The 13656-nt window shown below is 55.6% G+C and carries 21 protein-coding genes and 1 tRNA gene; 16 read left to right on the top strand and 6 right to left on the bottom strand.

The window, feature by feature from the left end; all coding sequences use genetic code 11:
- The first annotated feature begins 260 nt into the window (after window positions 1-260).
- The 6 genes from RGCCGE502_RS09465 to RGCCGE502_RS34470 all read left to right on the top strand — a co-directional run bounded on the left by RGCCGE502_RS09465 (window position 261) and on the right by RGCCGE502_RS34470 (window position 3965).
- Window positions 261-350: transfer RNA gene (locus RGCCGE502_RS09465), tRNA-Ser, on the top strand.
- A gap of 157 nt (window positions 351-507) precedes the next feature.
- Entirely contained in the window at window positions 508-1746 is a 1239-nt protein-coding gene (locus tag RGCCGE502_RS09460; RefSeq protein WP_019279823.1) for a tyrosine-type recombinase/integrase, read from the top strand.
- 93 nt (window positions 1747-1839) lie between these two features.
- Window positions 1840-2013, top strand: a complete 174-nt coding sequence (locus RGCCGE502_RS37215; protein ID WP_019279822.1) for a hypothetical protein — start codon at window positions 1840-1842, stop codon at window positions 2011-2013.
- A 12-nt stretch (window positions 2014-2025) separates the two neighbouring features.
- Window positions 2026-2154 (top strand): hypothetical protein, encoded by a 129-nt coding sequence (locus RGCCGE502_RS38720; RefSeq protein ID WP_019279821.1) that lies wholly within the window; start codon window positions 2026-2028, stop codon window positions 2152-2154.
- A 3-nt stretch (window positions 2155-2157) separates the two neighbouring features.
- Window positions 2158-2355 carry a Rap1a/Tai family immunity protein gene (locus tag RGCCGE502_RS39070; RefSeq protein ID WP_016553933.1) on the top strand — a complete coding sequence of 66 codons (198 nt, stop codon included), beginning with the start codon at window positions 2158-2160 and terminating at the stop codon, window positions 2353-2355.
- A 1031-nt stretch (window positions 2356-3386) separates the two neighbouring features.
- Entirely contained in the window at window positions 3387-3965 is a 579-nt protein-coding gene (locus tag RGCCGE502_RS34470; protein ID WP_016553932.1) for a hypothetical protein, read from the top strand.
- 237 nt (window positions 3966-4202) lie between these two features.
- Here RGCCGE502_RS34470 and RGCCGE502_RS09445 read toward each other — a convergent pair whose 3' ends face one another.
- Complete coding sequence (locus RGCCGE502_RS09445; RefSeq protein WP_016553931.1) at window positions 4203-4460, bottom strand: hypothetical protein; 258 nt, start codon at window positions 4458-4460, stop codon at window positions 4203-4205.
- 104 nt (window positions 4461-4564) lie between these two features.
- Between RGCCGE502_RS09445 and RGCCGE502_RS09440 the strand changes: the two genes are divergently transcribed.
- From RGCCGE502_RS09440 to RGCCGE502_RS09385, 10 genes are all read left to right on the top strand, one after another.
- Window positions 4565-4837: a helix-turn-helix domain-containing protein gene (locus RGCCGE502_RS09440; RefSeq protein ID WP_040674273.1), complete on the top strand. Its 273-nt coding sequence runs from the start codon at window positions 4565-4567 to the stop codon at window positions 4835-4837.
- 9 nt (window positions 4838-4846) lie between these two features.
- A complete protein-coding gene (locus RGCCGE502_RS09435; RefSeq protein WP_016553930.1) occupies window positions 4847-5170 on the top strand; it encodes a hypothetical protein in 324 nt (107 codons plus the stop codon).
- Between the two features lie 152 nt (window positions 5171-5322).
- Complete coding sequence (locus RGCCGE502_RS09430) at window positions 5323-6432, top strand: tyrosine-type recombinase/integrase (protein ID WP_016553929.1); 1110 nt, start codon at window positions 5323-5325, stop codon at window positions 6430-6432.
- Window positions 6429-6938, top strand: coding sequence for a helix-turn-helix transcriptional regulator (locus tag RGCCGE502_RS37210; RefSeq protein ID WP_016553928.1), 510 nt, complete (start codon window positions 6429-6431; stop codon window positions 6936-6938). The genes RGCCGE502_RS09430 and RGCCGE502_RS37210 overlap by 4 nt, the downstream gene beginning before the upstream one ends.
- A 263-nt stretch (window positions 6939-7201) precedes the next feature.
- Window positions 7202-7540, top strand: a complete 339-nt coding sequence (locus RGCCGE502_RS09420) for a hypothetical protein (protein WP_016553927.1) — start codon at window positions 7202-7204, stop codon at window positions 7538-7540.
- A 339-nt stretch (window positions 7541-7879) separates the two neighbouring features.
- Window positions 7880-8857, top strand: coding sequence for a PAS domain-containing protein (locus RGCCGE502_RS09410; protein ID WP_040674271.1), 978 nt, complete (start codon window positions 7880-7882; stop codon window positions 8855-8857).
- A 6-nt stretch (window positions 8858-8863) separates the two neighbouring features.
- Window positions 8864-9247 carry a response regulator gene (locus tag RGCCGE502_RS09405; protein WP_016553924.1) on the top strand — a complete coding sequence of 128 codons (384 nt, stop codon included), beginning with the start codon at window positions 8864-8866 and terminating at the stop codon, window positions 9245-9247.
- 918 nt (window positions 9248-10165) lie between these two features.
- Window positions 10166-10363 carry a hypothetical protein gene (locus tag RGCCGE502_RS09395; RefSeq protein ID WP_040674265.1) on the top strand — a complete coding sequence of 66 codons (198 nt, stop codon included), beginning with the start codon at window positions 10166-10168 and terminating at the stop codon, window positions 10361-10363.
- 703 nt (window positions 10364-11066) lie between these two features.
- Window positions 11067-11273 (top strand): hypothetical protein, encoded by a 207-nt coding sequence (locus RGCCGE502_RS09390; RefSeq protein ID WP_016553922.1) that lies wholly within the window; start codon window positions 11067-11069, stop codon window positions 11271-11273.
- A 48-nt stretch (window positions 11274-11321) separates the two neighbouring features.
- Complete coding sequence (locus RGCCGE502_RS09385) at window positions 11322-11822, top strand: hypothetical protein (RefSeq protein WP_016553921.1); 501 nt, start codon at window positions 11322-11324, stop codon at window positions 11820-11822.
- A gap of 72 nt (window positions 11823-11894) precedes the next feature.
- On the opposite strand, the gene RGCCGE502_RS37755 is transcribed toward RGCCGE502_RS09385, so the two are convergent.
- The 5 genes from RGCCGE502_RS37755 to RGCCGE502_RS37890 form a co-directional block, all read right to left on the bottom strand.
- Window positions 11895-12053 carry a hypothetical protein gene (locus RGCCGE502_RS37755; protein ID WP_206742491.1) on the bottom strand — a complete coding sequence of 53 codons (159 nt, stop codon included), beginning with the start codon at window positions 12051-12053 and terminating at the stop codon, window positions 11895-11897.
- A 178-nt stretch (window positions 12054-12231) separates the two neighbouring features.
- Window positions 12232-12696 carry a Panacea domain-containing protein gene (locus tag RGCCGE502_RS34465; RefSeq protein WP_016553919.1) on the bottom strand — a complete coding sequence of 155 codons (465 nt, stop codon included), beginning with the start codon at window positions 12694-12696 and terminating at the stop codon, window positions 12232-12234.
- A gap of 95 nt (window positions 12697-12791) precedes the next feature.
- On the bottom strand, window positions 12792-13115 hold the full coding sequence (locus tag RGCCGE502_RS09370) for a hypothetical protein (RefSeq protein ID WP_244441678.1): 324 nt from the start codon (window positions 13113-13115) through the stop codon (window positions 12792-12794).
- A 14-nt stretch (window positions 13116-13129) separates the two neighbouring features.
- Entirely contained in the window at window positions 13130-13453 is a 324-nt protein-coding gene (locus RGCCGE502_RS09365) for a hypothetical protein (RefSeq protein ID WP_141652308.1), read from the bottom strand.
- Window positions 13450-13629 carry a hypothetical protein gene (locus tag RGCCGE502_RS37890; RefSeq protein ID WP_016553916.1) on the bottom strand — a complete coding sequence of 60 codons (180 nt, stop codon included), beginning with the start codon at window positions 13627-13629 and terminating at the stop codon, window positions 13450-13452. Before RGCCGE502_RS37890 ends, RGCCGE502_RS09365 begins: the two co-directional genes overlap by 4 nt.
- Between the last annotated feature and the right edge of the window lie 27 nt (window positions 13630-13656).

Below are 13656 nucleotides of genomic sequence, written 5' to 3'. Positions count from 1 at the left end.
CATGGCAATTTTGCGAAGCATTTCGCCAAGATAGGGATAATTCTAATTAATATGGTTAATAAATCACTAATTTAAGACTCCCGATAATGCGCTCCACGAGTGACGCAGCAGGCGCAAAGTTCCTTCCAGTACTAACCCTACGCCGATAGACCAGTTGACGCTGTCAGCGAACGGCTTTAAACGCTCCATGCCTGCGTTGACCGCGATAGGCGACGCAGCAAAAATAGCCGGTTTCAAAAACGGCATTCAATCGACTGCATGGAAGAGTGTCCGAGTGGTTTAAGGAACCGGTCTTGAAAACCGGCGTGCGGGAAACCGTACCGTGGGTTCGAATCCCACCTCTTCCGCCAATTGTCTTTTTCACCTTTTCCCATACATTGTCGGAAAGCCTTGAAAACCTGGGTTTTCTGGCTGTTGCTTTTGCCGTGCCTTCCCATGCTTTTTCGTGCGATCCCGCATTTCTGGGGGTGCATATGGGGGTAGCATGGCGATAGATTGGGGGTATTGATGCTAACTGACATGCAGATCAAGAAGGCAAAGGCTTCGGAAAAGCCGAAGAAGCTGGCTGATAGTGGCGGCCTTTATATCCTACTTGCCCCAAGCGGATCGAAGCTCTGGCGACTAAAGTACCGGTACAACGGCTCCGAAAAACTTCTGTCAATCGGCCCCTACCCTGAAATCTCCCTGCTGGAGGCAAGGAGTCAGCGTGATTCGGCGAAAGCACTTCTTCGCGCCGGGAAAGATCCAGGGACAGTCAAAAAACTGCAAAAGCTCAGTGCTGTCCAGAATGTCGAAAATACCTTCGAAGCTGTCGCGCGCGAATGGTTCAAGCTCAACAAGGAAACTTGGGTACCGCGACACGCGAATGACGTGATCGGTAGCCTAGAGAAGATGGTTTTTCCGCACATTGGAAATGTGCCCGTCCGGGAGATCAATGTTCCTAGCCTGGTCGGAGTGCTGAGGTTGGTCGAGGCCCGGCCAGCAATTGAGACGGCCCGTCGGCTCCGACAACGAATAAGCGCTGTCTTTCAATTCGCAATTTCGTCTGGATTAGCCGAATTCGACCCGGCTACCCAGGTCATCGGCGCACTCGCTCCGTTGAAGAAGGGGCGTCAACCCGCAATAACGAGCCTCGAAGAGGCACGGGAAATGCTTCGACGGGTGGAGCAAGAGAAAGCCCATCCAGTCACAAAATTGGCGCATCGTCTCCTGGCCATGACATTTGTCCGACCCGGTGCCGTCCAGACTACACCATGGTCGGAACTCAATGGTATCTATGACGATCTCTGGGTCATCCCCGCTGCTAGGATGAAGATGCGCCTGCGTCACAAGGACGATGAAGCAAGGGATCATCTTGTTCCGCTGCCAAGGCAAGCCACCGAAGTCATCGCCGCATTGCGCGCCCTCACAGGCCGAGGACCGTGGGTATTTCCGAATACCCGACACTCCCACAAGCCTATGAGCGAGAATGCGATCGGGTATCTCCTCAATCGCGCCGGCTATCACGGACGTCATGTCCCGCACGGTTGGCGGTCCACCTTCTCATCGGTGATGAATGAGCGTTTCCCGGCCGACAATCGAGTAATCGACCTGATGCTTTCCCACGTTCCCAAAGATAAGGTCGAAGGCGCCTATAACCGAGCTCAGCATATCGAGAGGCGCAAGGCATTGGCGCAGATCTGGGCGGACCTGATTCTGGAAGATGCTATCCCGACAGAGGAAATTCTTGCGGGGCCACGGAGATAAGATTTAGACGGCCGGTCTCGTGTTGCAATCCTGCCATTGACGCAAATCAACTCGTATGCGTTTGTTGCCGGATCGGCCAGCTTGGAGGGGAAAATGGGTTTCAGGGACAAACCAACGGTAACTGTTGGGATAGAAGAAAAAGATGGGGGGTGGCGGGTCGTCACCACGAACGCCGACGGCAAGGCTCGTCAGGAAAGGGATTTTCACAGCAAGGCTGAGGCCCATGCCTATTGGCTTGCTGAAGTCGGTCGGACGAAAAATCAGTAGGTCCCTCGCGATATGAAAAAACTCATTATCGCCGGAGCCGTTGCTTTGCTCCCTTCGCAGGGCTTCTGTGATTTCCTGACGGGAAACGACATCTACGAGCAGTGCCGTACCGACGATCGTCGCGGCTCCGTATTGAGCTAGGTGATGGGTGTCGTAGACACGTATCAACTGCTTACTGAGAAAGACAACGCTACGCGGTTCTACTGTATACCATCAGGGGTGACTGCCGGACAGTTGGCCGACGTGTATTGTAAGTATCTGAAGACGTTTCCAGAGTACAGAAATGACGGCGCCGCCGGCCTCATGGCTGTGTCGTTTAGCAAAACTTGGAAGTGCAAGTGACGACGATGCCATGCGATGCGGATCTTAGAGCCCGCACGGGACATTGTCTCCGTTAACGACGGCACCTAAAAAGCCCCGGCATCCGCCCCCGGGCTGGATGCCCTAGTTCTTCCATAAGAAAAGGCTCGCCACTAAGCACAGGGACGAGCCTTTCGAGTCATGCATGTAGATGTTGCCTGCTGTCACGATAACCTGTCCGCGACAATCTGACTGTAGCTGCCATTACTTAAGTAATTACTAAAATTTAGAACGGAACTTTCTGCCGCCGCGCAGGTTTTACTGTTGCAGCGCTGCGTACACACGCTGTGGGACCAAGCATCGCAGGTCCACATCAGGCCCGGCGTAGGATGCCCTCCCTCGCCTGGCTTCGCTTTTCTGGACGGAACTTCCGCTTCGGCTGTATGTTTGCTGGTAGCAATGATGTCACAACCGTTGCAAAGCTGGAATCCAGTCCCAACAGAGTCCAGCGCTGGAGGCTCGAGCATTAGCGTCGGGCCTTTTTTGCCAGCGCCATAAGAAAAGGCTCGCCACTAGGAACAGGAGACGAGCCTTTCGAGTCAAGTCGGCGTTGCGTTGTCACGATAACCTCCGTGACCACGTGAATGTAACCGCCAAATACTTAAGCAATCACTAAAACGTCAGCGGTGGCCATTCGGAACCTTTTACCTCGCCGTCTGTTTACCTAGCTGCAGCGCCCCCACACACACGCTGCTGGGACCAAGCATTGCCCATTTGCCAAGGTCCGCAAAAGGCCCGGCTGGTACCCTCCCCGCCGGGCCTTTCTTTGGAACCTTCCGCATCGGTATCAGTTACGATCCGCAATGTTCTATGACAGCCACATTGCAAAGCTGGCCTCTAACCCTCATGGGGCCAGGGGGCCGGTTACTCCCAGTTTTCCGGGCCTTTTTAATCCGCCCCACGTCGTTCGCTACGCAATACTGCGGCTGAGCAGCCGGCCGCCGGAATCGCGCAATCGACACCACACACTACTTCTGGCAGCATCCGAGGATCGAACCGGTGAGGCGATTGGCATGGACACTCTGTGGTCGTTGTTTGCTGTCTATTGGGGTGATCTTGTAGTCTACGTAAAAGCACTTCTCTCGCTTGGTGCTCTCGGGCTCCTTTGGGAAGGGTTCAACTGGTTGAGAGAGCGAAGGAAGGAAGCCAGAGAGGCGGCGGAGGCGGCCGAACAAGCTCGGATCGATGCATATAACGATGGATATCGGTCCATCAATGACAAATACTTCAGTCTTCTAACCACGTTGCTTCAGTATCCAGAGCTTGGAGTCATGCCGTGGATGGACACTCCCGACAAAATGTCATCGGCAGACCGTGCACGCAGGATGCTTTTCTACGACATGCTTACGTCAATCTTTGAAAATGCGTGGGTGAATCGAGCGCGGACGACGGAGATCGCCGATTTCCAATGGCCCGGCTGGGAGCGATTTATCATCGCGATGCTCCGGTGGCCAAGCTACAGAGAGTACATTGAAACAGACCCGACATCCGAAGAGTTCGGCGGGTACGATCGGCGTTTCGAAAACTACCTCGACGAGCTGATGGCGAAATATCAGGTGGTCCCGGTTAAGACGGCACCTGAGATCCGGTAAACAAAAAAAACCGGCGGCATTCGCGCCGACGGCCCAGTCTCCTCTGTGGTGCGCCCTTCGTGGTGGCTCGGGCGTTGCCGATTGGTGAGACCGGCGAAGAAAAGAGGCCAGCGTTTTCGCTAGCCGGCGCGCAACATCGCGCCTCAAGGTGTACCGGGCGGAGGCGTCATGTGCCACCTGCCGCCCGGCCGGCCCGACGTGTTCAAGCGCCAAGCCGCCCCGGCCGGGGTAAGAAACTCAACTAATCTGATGCTCGAGCACTCGGAGCGCGTCGCAATCTGCGCCGACGATTTGGATTAAATACTCGTCCAAGCATCCGACGATCTGGATCCGGCCGACTACATACGCGGCCTCGTCCGTGCATTTGAGGGTGACCGGCTGGCCGATCTGGTAAGTCATTTCATAATCAGGATTCACGAACCGTCGTCTTCTCGGAAGGAGGCCGCGCGGCAAAGCGGTTCTGTCGGAATGTTTGATGGGTGCGTGAGTGGTCATTGTGGTGGCTCCTCGTTGCGTTGGCATTACCAATTGTGTATGTCAGTAGAAAACACCAACACCAAGACAATGTCAATAAAAAATAATGACATTGTCGTTTTTTTATGAGGTTGCCAGCTATGACTCCCGCACAATGCCGAGCCGCTAGGGCCATGGTAGAGATGACGCAGCCGTCTCTCGCTGCCGCAGCAGGGGTTTCACCATCCACTTTACGGGATTTTGAATCGGGCAAGCGCATGCCGATCGCAAACAACCTTGCCGCAATCCAATCCGCCCTCGAATCGGCCGGCGTCGTCTTCATCGAGGAGGACCGCGGCGAAGGTGTCATAAAGCTACGCGACCGCCCAGAAAGCGGCACCGGCACCATCGGCGGATAGGATGGCCCATTGGCAAACAAAATCATCGATGACGTGGTGTATTTCCTTGAGCGAGATAGCGACGGAAAATACGAGATCCAAGCCGAGCACTTGCTGTCCGATCTGAGCAACACTGTTCCGAGTGTTGGGGACCGGATCACTCTCACCATCAACGGCGACGGCGCCACCTCGACTATGGAGGTAGTTGGCCGCCACCTCATTAGTCATCTAGACCGAGCGTCAGATTGTGAATGGACGGCCTGGTTCCTCATCGTGCAAGGGCTCGATCCACGGGAAGCGGACGACTTATTCGAGCTAGTCTCGGAACACTTCAGCCAATACATTCAAGGTTGACCGCCCTCACCGGCTGCCTAAATTTCCCTTGCGGCTCACCAATCCGCACCCGCGGTCTTCGGACAACGGACACCACCACCAAGAGGAGACCTCGCTCAGCTCTCGGCATTCGTGCCGGCGGCAAAGGTTTACTCTTTCCGGAGGTCAAGGTCATGCCATTGAAATTGGTCAGGCGTCGCGAGTCCCCCAATTGGATCCTGCAAGGAAGCGTGCGTGGCCTAAAAGTCAGGGAAAGCACCAAAACCTCGGACCGTGACGCTGCTGAGATGATACGCATTGTCAGAGAGCAGCGGCTGCTTCAGGAAAGCATTTTTGGCAAGAAAGTCAGCGTGACGTTTCAAGAGGCCGCTGACGCCTATCTGCACAGCGGCGGCTCCCCACGATATCTCTCGACGCTGACGGAAGCCTTTGGATCGAAGCTGCTGCGCGAGATAAACCAGCGCGACATCGATGCGCTCGCGTTCAAGCTCTACGAGGGCGCGCTGCCCGAGACCAGAAATCGACAGTGCTACACCCCGTTTATTGCTGTGTGGAACAACGCAATTAAGAACGACTGGGCGGATCTGCGGAAGTGGCAACGGCCGCGCAAGCCAAAAGGAACGGCAAGGCGCCGGACCAGTTCGAGGAGCGGTAATCGGCCAGTTGAATATGATCGTGCGGCAGTCTTCGTCAGCAATATGTCGCCCGCACCAGCCATGGTAATGACTGCGCTGTTTTACACAGGGATGCGCCCAATCGAACTCTTCACGCTCGAGGCGGCGGACGTGAATGTCGACAAGCGGTGGATCGTGGTCTGCAGTTCAAAGACTGGCGAGGCGAGAGGAGTGCCAATGCATGAGTTCCTGGTGCCGCTATTTGCGTCGTTGAAAGCGCGCAGGGACAAGTACCGCCAGCTGTTTCGCACTTACAGAGGCCGCCCATACACCCTGTTCGAAGGCAGGGGCGGCCAGTTGAAAGGGTCGATTAGCGGCGCACGCGAGCGCCTTGCCAGGGCCATGGATCCCATCAACGACATTAGCCCCTACACAGCCAGGCACAGTGTCTCGACACAGCTAGTTGTCAACGGCGTCCACCAGCACATCAAAGACCAGATATTGGGCCACGCTGCCGACGATATGAGCCGTCTCTACACCAACGTGCCGCGCGAGTCCTTGCTACAGACGATCAACACCCTGCCCGTACCGGATCTCTGGCGTAGTCTGGATTGGTGGAAGGACCCACTTCTGGCGAGCCGCACCCACGTTAAATGGGGTGGCTCATGACCGACCCTCCCCGCCTCATCGGACGCAAAGAAGCCGCCGCCTACTGCGGGGTCTGGCCAACTTGTTTTTCTATGTGGGTATCATCCGGCAAGATGCCGCCCGCAATCCCAGGCACCCGCAAATGGGATCGGAAGGCGATCGACCTAAAGCTCGATGATCTGAGCGGTTTAGCAGCTTCTGCGGAAGCGCCGTCGGAGGACGATGAGCACCCATTGAGCAATTACGATCAATGGAAAATCAAGAAGCAGAAGCGGCGTGAGAAATACCGGCCGCAGCTCGGCTTAGACAGGAAGCTCGAGCGCGTACTCATGTTCATGGCCAATCATCCGGAATGCGAGACCTTGGATGAGATCCCATTGGCCGGCCCGAGCCATATTCAATGGTTGATTGACAAGGGCGCTATTCGCTTTGCAGGCTACCGCGATGGGGTTGAGACATACGCGCTGACAGACGAAGGCAAGGCGGAGGTGCAGCGCATCGTGAAGTGGTGGCAGCACGCTCCGTGAGCAATACTTGACGCCTGCCTACAAAGGTCTACACTCAATTTACCGTGTCTCCATCGGCCCGACCACGCATGTACTGGCGGTTGTTGTTGAGACAGGTTGAGGAAGGTCGACGCTGGGGAGGCGCCGGCCTTTTTTGTTTGTGCTGGTGCGCTCGCATAGTTGCTGCAGTGGAAAAGTCCGCGCAACCTTAAATGACCCCTTCCCCGCAAATTAACGGCATGCATAGGTAGCCGCGGGTTAAGACTATTTTCCGAGGGGTTTTCATGAAATTGCGATACGTCGTGCTGGCAAGCCTGCTGGCCGCTACTTCCTGTGCGAAGCGTCCTGACGCGATCGTGCCGGTTGACATTCCAATGGCAGCATACACTGGGTCGAGCTGTCCGGTGCTCGCAGCTGAACTGGTGAAAGAACAGGAAAACCTCGCTACTGTCTCCAAGGCCCAGAACGACGCCGCAACAGGCGATGCCGTCGGCGTGTTCCTAATTGGCGTCCCGACATCAAGCACGTTCGGTGGCGACAAGGAAGGCCAAGTCGCTGTCGCCAAGGGCAAGGTGCAGGCGATTCAGAACGCAATGCGCAGCAAGAACTGTTCGAGCCGTTAGTATCGGGGACAACCAGAGGTCGACACTGGTAGGTGCCGGCCTCTAATTCTTGCGATTGATCTTCGGGGGAATGCTCATCTGCTCCTGAGTGGTCGGATGCAGCGTCAGATCGACCCTATGCGGGGGTAGTACCTGGACAGTTCGGAAGGCGTTAGCCTTGGATCGCTTGTTGAGCTTATTTCTGGTTTCAGGTCTTTTGTCTATTGATGCGATTGGACCCGGGTTCGCCATTGTTCTTCTCCTTGTTGTTGGCAGTGTCATGGAACTAATCGCGGTTACCGCTATTAGTTCCTAACAGCCACGAGGCTTACAGCGGATGGACTGGTCGCCGGGGTATCAATGTTACTGGAAGATTTGTATCGCCTGATGAAGACAGGGCATGTGCAGGCTCAAGGCGTGGTCGATACCATGACTCAGCCGGTTGTCGTCCTGGACCAGCATTACTGTGTAACTACGGCCAACAATGCCTTCATAAAGGCGTTCCAAGTCGAACGTGAGAATGTTCTTTCGCAAAACTTCTTCGGCCTCGGAGATGGGCAATGGAACATTCCTGATCTGCGACAGCTCCTATCTTTCGTAATCCCGCGATCGGCCGCCGTAATTGGCTTCGAAGTAACGCACACTTTTCCGACGCTGGGCCAGCGTACCTTTCTCGTCGACGCTCGACGCCTCGTTCATCCGGACGACAACAGTCCCAACCTTATGGTCATCTTCGAAGATGTCACGGAGCGTCGGCGCCATGACGCGGAAATGGACTTCATTATCGCGGAGATGCGTCATCGTATGAAGAACCAATCGGCCGTCGCCTTGACTGTCGTAAAGAACATCAGGGCCGACGATCCGGCTGCGGCGCGCTTGAAGGAATCGGTCCTTGAAAGACTGGGCATGACCTTTTTGAGCCAGGAAATTGCCGCACGTGGCGTGATGACTGAGTACGAAACGCTGTTGAGAGAATCAGTCGGCCCGACGGTCGCGTCAAGGCTCGAATGCTCTGGCCCGCCCGTTGAGCTGCAATCTGCGAAGGTTGTTCCAGCAAGCATGATACTTCATGAACTCGCTACCAATGCTATGAAACATGGGTCCGTTTCTGTTCCTGATGGTAAGGTCCGGGTAACGTGGGAGCTGGAAGCCGGCAAGCGGGGACGAAATTTCCTCCTGTGCCACTGGCGGGAAGAAGCAGGTCCGCGTGTCTCTCGGCCGGAGCGAAAGGGCTATGGAACCGACCTGATCGAAGGTCTCGCCGCCCATATTGGCGGGAGTGCGGAACTTACCTATCCGCCTGACGGCTTTAAGGCCACCATCAAGATTCCACTGTGAGGTAACGTGAGCAGCCTGGGCGACGAGAAAGACGCAGACAGGATTAAAATCCTCGTTGTCGAAGACGAGTTTTTCATCGCTGACGACCTTCAACAAATATTGACCTCGGCAGGGTTCCTGGTACTAGGCCCGGCCGCCACCAACGAGCACACGCTCGATTTGATAGAGGAGGATCGGCCAGATGTCGCAGTCCTCGACGTCAATCTTCATGGAACGATTGTGACGCCGGTAGCGCTGGAGCTTCAACGATTGGAAATCCCGTTCGTCCTTGCCTCTGCGCATACCGCCGATGATTTGAGATATAACCCGGTGCTCTCCGACGCCATCAACCTGGGGAAGCCGACGGAGCCGAGCTTCCTTCTCGAAGCCGTTCGCAAAATGCTCAAGTAGCATACACGAAGGGCGGAACCCGTGCTTCTTCCGGCGATTGTCTGAACGGCTCCCCTTGATCCTTGCTAGCTTGTTTGATCGATCGTAGATCGGCATTGTCCTGACTTTCTCGCAGCCCCTATACGAGGCGTGCGGGCGTCGGCACGTCTGGTGGAGACAAGGATGGCCAAGTGGCGTTTCGAAGGCCGCGAGCCCACTTCGAGTATTGCGTGGTTGTTTGCCTTGAACTGAGGACAGGCGTACGATGATCGGGTTACCCGTGGGAGCGTATACCCGCTGATAACTCGGTAGGTGGCCCTGAGGATCGACCAGCCCCATATAGCACGCCCCAGGGCCTCCGCTGACCATACAACTTGACGGTAGGGCCGGCCCGCGTCTCGAATACTGCCCGAACTCGAATACAGTTCCGCATCCGGCCGCATGAGCTGCTTTCACCTCGGCACATCCCCAACTTGATTATCCCGCAATTTGTTGCGTCCTGCGGTGCATTTTTAGGGCTGCCCTGGAACAGTCGGCCTATTTCGTTGTTCAGGGAAGCCGAACCCACTTCCACTGCACTCCTGTAGCGGGCTCGACGCCGGGAGCAACACCCCGCTCCCGGCTCCCCTTCTCTGTTCGTACGTTCGTTACATAGAAGATACAGTCGCTCGTCACTATGTCTTTGAAAGCGCCGGACCACCCCAAAACGACGGCGCGAGGCCGGCTCATGAAGGGCAGTGCTGCATTGAGTGGGTCGGCCGCCTGCTCGTCCTGTACGGTAGCGAACAGTCTGGGAACCAGTTCAAATGCCCTCTTTCTGCTTCCCCGCGCTCGACCTACCATCGTCGTCTTACCAAGCTCCTTCGTAAGAAGGCTACCTTTAGCCGGGAACATTGGTAAGCTGAGCCAGTTAGCCAAGATAGCAATGACGAGCGGCCTATGCCTTATGAAGATGGGATGCAACTGATCTTCGACTTGGTCGATCGCACCTTGATTGTGAGCTTCCGTGGAACGATTCAAATGCTCGGCCCGTTCGACAGTCAACGATTAGCCGTACTTGCCGGGGAGCAATATTGCCGTGATCGCGGATGGGTTGATTACCCGTCCGAGGGGGCAGCAGTTCTGCCGCTACAATAGGGATGTGAACGATCCAGTAGTCGCTTGAAACCCCTCAGTAATTATCATCCCTGCCTGCGCAGGGCTTTTTTCGCAGTGTATGTTGGAACAAGAGGGCGGGATGCTTTGTTCGAGCTTTACTGTCCGATCCTGTCGGACGCCGGGAGGCTTCGAGCAATGTTGCAAGAACCCGTCGAAGCTTCCCGGTCTTACCCACAGGGGTTGTCGCCCGAGCCTTCCTTCCACCCGATCATTCTCTGCTAGGAACAATTGCGGGGCCTGCTTGTTGCAGCAGTGGAAAGTGCAGGACCGTCATCCTGTTCCTTCTGTTCCGAGTCCCCACCTCGCCCCGCTTGATCCGTGTCAGGCGGGGCTTCTTTATGAGAAAGCGCTTTTTGTGCGATGGATGATGGGAACAAACGCCCAGGCGGTTTGTTGGACGCTCGGAAAAGGAGATGACAGTCCTCTTTTTCCGCTTTCCTAGTCCCAGAGCCCCGCCTGTTCTCCTGTTCAGGTGGGGCTTTTTCTTACCTGCCGCGCAAAAAATACGACATTTTACGGATATCTTTTCGGCACCTCGGCAGGCATCGTGGCTGGGCGTTGAGCACGGGTTTGGTTAACCGCGACGCAGGGTCGTAAGATCCTTGGCCAAGGGCTGCGTGGAATCAGTCCTTGGCCTCGAGTTTATTTGTTTGCAGAAATGGGTTCACTATCTAAAGAGCTAATGGACACCAGAGACATCAGAGCGGCGATTATCGATGCTGCCAACAGCAAGGCGGCACCAGGCACCCCCATCGACCTCTTGGATATCGGGCCTCGCCTTGTGATCGAGATGAATTTTACGCAGGACGAGGTTGTCAATGCCCTCTATGCGATGCAATCTGAAGGCGATATCGAGATGCTTAGCGGGAACCGTATCAGGGTGCTGTAATTACAGCCTGTGGCTGCCCAAGCGAATCAATTTGCTGGAGGGGATTCAGTGGCTGAAAACGGAGGTTCGGGACGGGAAAGAGCCGAGCGTCGGGAAGAAATAAAGCTTCGGCTTGAATATCTTAAAACAGCGATTTCGCTCTTGGCTACCTGTAGCATTCTATTTGCCGCGCTGCAGTGGTTCGAAGCGAACAGGCTAGCCGACCACACCGTCTATCAAAAGATGACGTCCGATTGGCAAGCGCAACTGCAAACTTTCGTCGCCAAGCCCGACCTCCGGCCGTACTTCTTCGAGGGGAAGACGATGAAAGACGACGATCCCAACAGGAACCTGATCTTGGCTGTGGCGGAGAGCAGGCTGGACGTTATGGATGCTATCCTCTCGTTTGCGGCGAGGCGTTGGAGCCACAAAACATACGAGGGATGGAGAAACACATTTATGGTGGCGTTTGGATCGAGCCCCGTACTTTGTGACCTCATGAAACAGGGGGTGGATGAGTATGGGCTTATAGTCCCCATCGCCAAGGCAGGATGCAACCCGACACGGTAGAATAAAAAAGGCCGCCTCCCCGGCTAAGGAGAGGCGGCTTGGTTACGAGCGCGTAGTGCGGCGCGGCTGGTTCTAGCTGCCCTTTTCTTTCGACCCAAACAGATAGCCTAGAGCCAGGCCGACCGGCCCCAGCATCGTTGTAAGGATCTTGAAGAAAAGCTCGAACTGAGTGGCGAAATCAAATCTGAAGAACGCGATCATCACGAGTGCAAACGACGCGACGATTGCCACGGTCGCAACGTTTCCTGCCTTTTCCGGCCCCGTCCCGACAATAAGTCCAATCAGGCCGCGTTGCATCCTGTGTGTGCGGGCGGCATGATTGTTCTTCATCTCCTCGAGAGCAAGCTCGTCTGGCGGCCGTACCGTTGGTTCGGCCCTCCGAGCATCTTCTATCGATACGAGAGTAGTCTCAACGGGAGGCAGATCTAACAAAATAATCTCGTATCAGTGCATTGGGTATTGTTGATAGACCCTGTCGCCTTGCCACGTCCCATGGTGAGCCAACCTCATGGGTCATGGCCGAGAGATTGACTGCCGGAATCCCGATATACTTTTCCCAGGCAATATCCAGAGACTCGTAAAGCGCCTTTTTCATCGGGTTGACCACAAACGGCTTATCCTCGAACGGGTTCTTGACGTATGAACTTACGGGCCCGCTGCCAAAGTGCTTAAGGTCATGGTAGAGATCAGGAACTACGGGCCCGAACTGCCAAACATCGAAATTGTGCTCGATCGCTGGGTGCCCGGTGGTGGCGAGGTGCCACCCATGGGTGTAGAAGAGAAGCTTCTGCGCCTTCATGGGCGATACGTCTGTCCGCCCTTCTTTGAAGGCGCGTTGCAGCAGAGTATTTAACACGTGACGTGTATTGTACATCGCATCCGCCTCCGTGATTCTGGTTGCATTTTGTCACGTATATATGTGGGAATCATTACCTATACAACGAGTGGTGACAAAATGATTTTGTGTCACTACCCCCGCGTCGTCGTCCGCCTACCCTGCGCCTCGACGATGCGATCGACGCGAAGCGTCATGTTGTCGACCGCAGCCTTCACGCCGCTGATCGCCTCCATGATCTGATCCGTGGTCTCGCGCAGGCCGGCTTTCGAAACGTAATGCTCAGCCACATGGATACGTTGGCTGGCAAGCTCGTCCAGTGCCTTGTCGGCCTTTGCCTCGGCGGCAGCAATGCGGCTGGCCGCTGCTTCTTCACCCTTGCTTACTCGGCCATCGATCTTCCACCATATGCCCCACCCCGCACCCGCAAGAGTGAGGAAAAATAGGACAACCTTCATGATCTCTTCCGGCGTCATTGCATGGCCTCACCGGTTGTGTTGCCCTGCGAATCGTCATCCGGAGGAGTTGCATGTTCGAAGACGCAGAAATCAGCATCCCCTGCCCTGGCTGCGGTCACAAGACGAAGAAGAGTATCGCTTGGATACAGAACAACACATACTTCAGTTGCGAGGGTTGTGGTCGTACCGTAGCATTTCAGGCTGACGAGCTCCTGGCCGGCATCGAGAATGTAGATAAGACGCTCGCAGACTTCCGGAAAAAGCTCGGCCGCATCGGAAAGCGTCGATAGTGCAGCGTCCAATTTGGAGGCATCGCACACCAATTTAACTTGCGTCACTTCGTCACCGCCCTGCCGGAAAGCCTGCCGTCGCGGTCGGCATAGAAGTCGCGTAGCGCCAGGTGGCGTCGAACGCACGTCAGCAGCCGCTGGCGGTCTGTGATCCAAAGGTGTTCCAATTCCGCCTGCGTCAGTTCCTTGTCGCCAATATCGACCGGCCCGACGCACTTCTGCACGAGCACACTGTCTGGAGCGGCTAGCCG

The organism is Rhizobium grahamii CCGE 502, assembly GCF_000298315.2.
Taxonomy (GTDB): domain Bacteria; phylum Pseudomonadota; class Alphaproteobacteria; order Rhizobiales; family Rhizobiaceae; genus Rhizobium; species Rhizobium grahamii.
The sequence above is the reverse complement of the archived record's forward strand: the minus strand, read 5'-3'. Positions and strand labels throughout refer to the sequence as shown.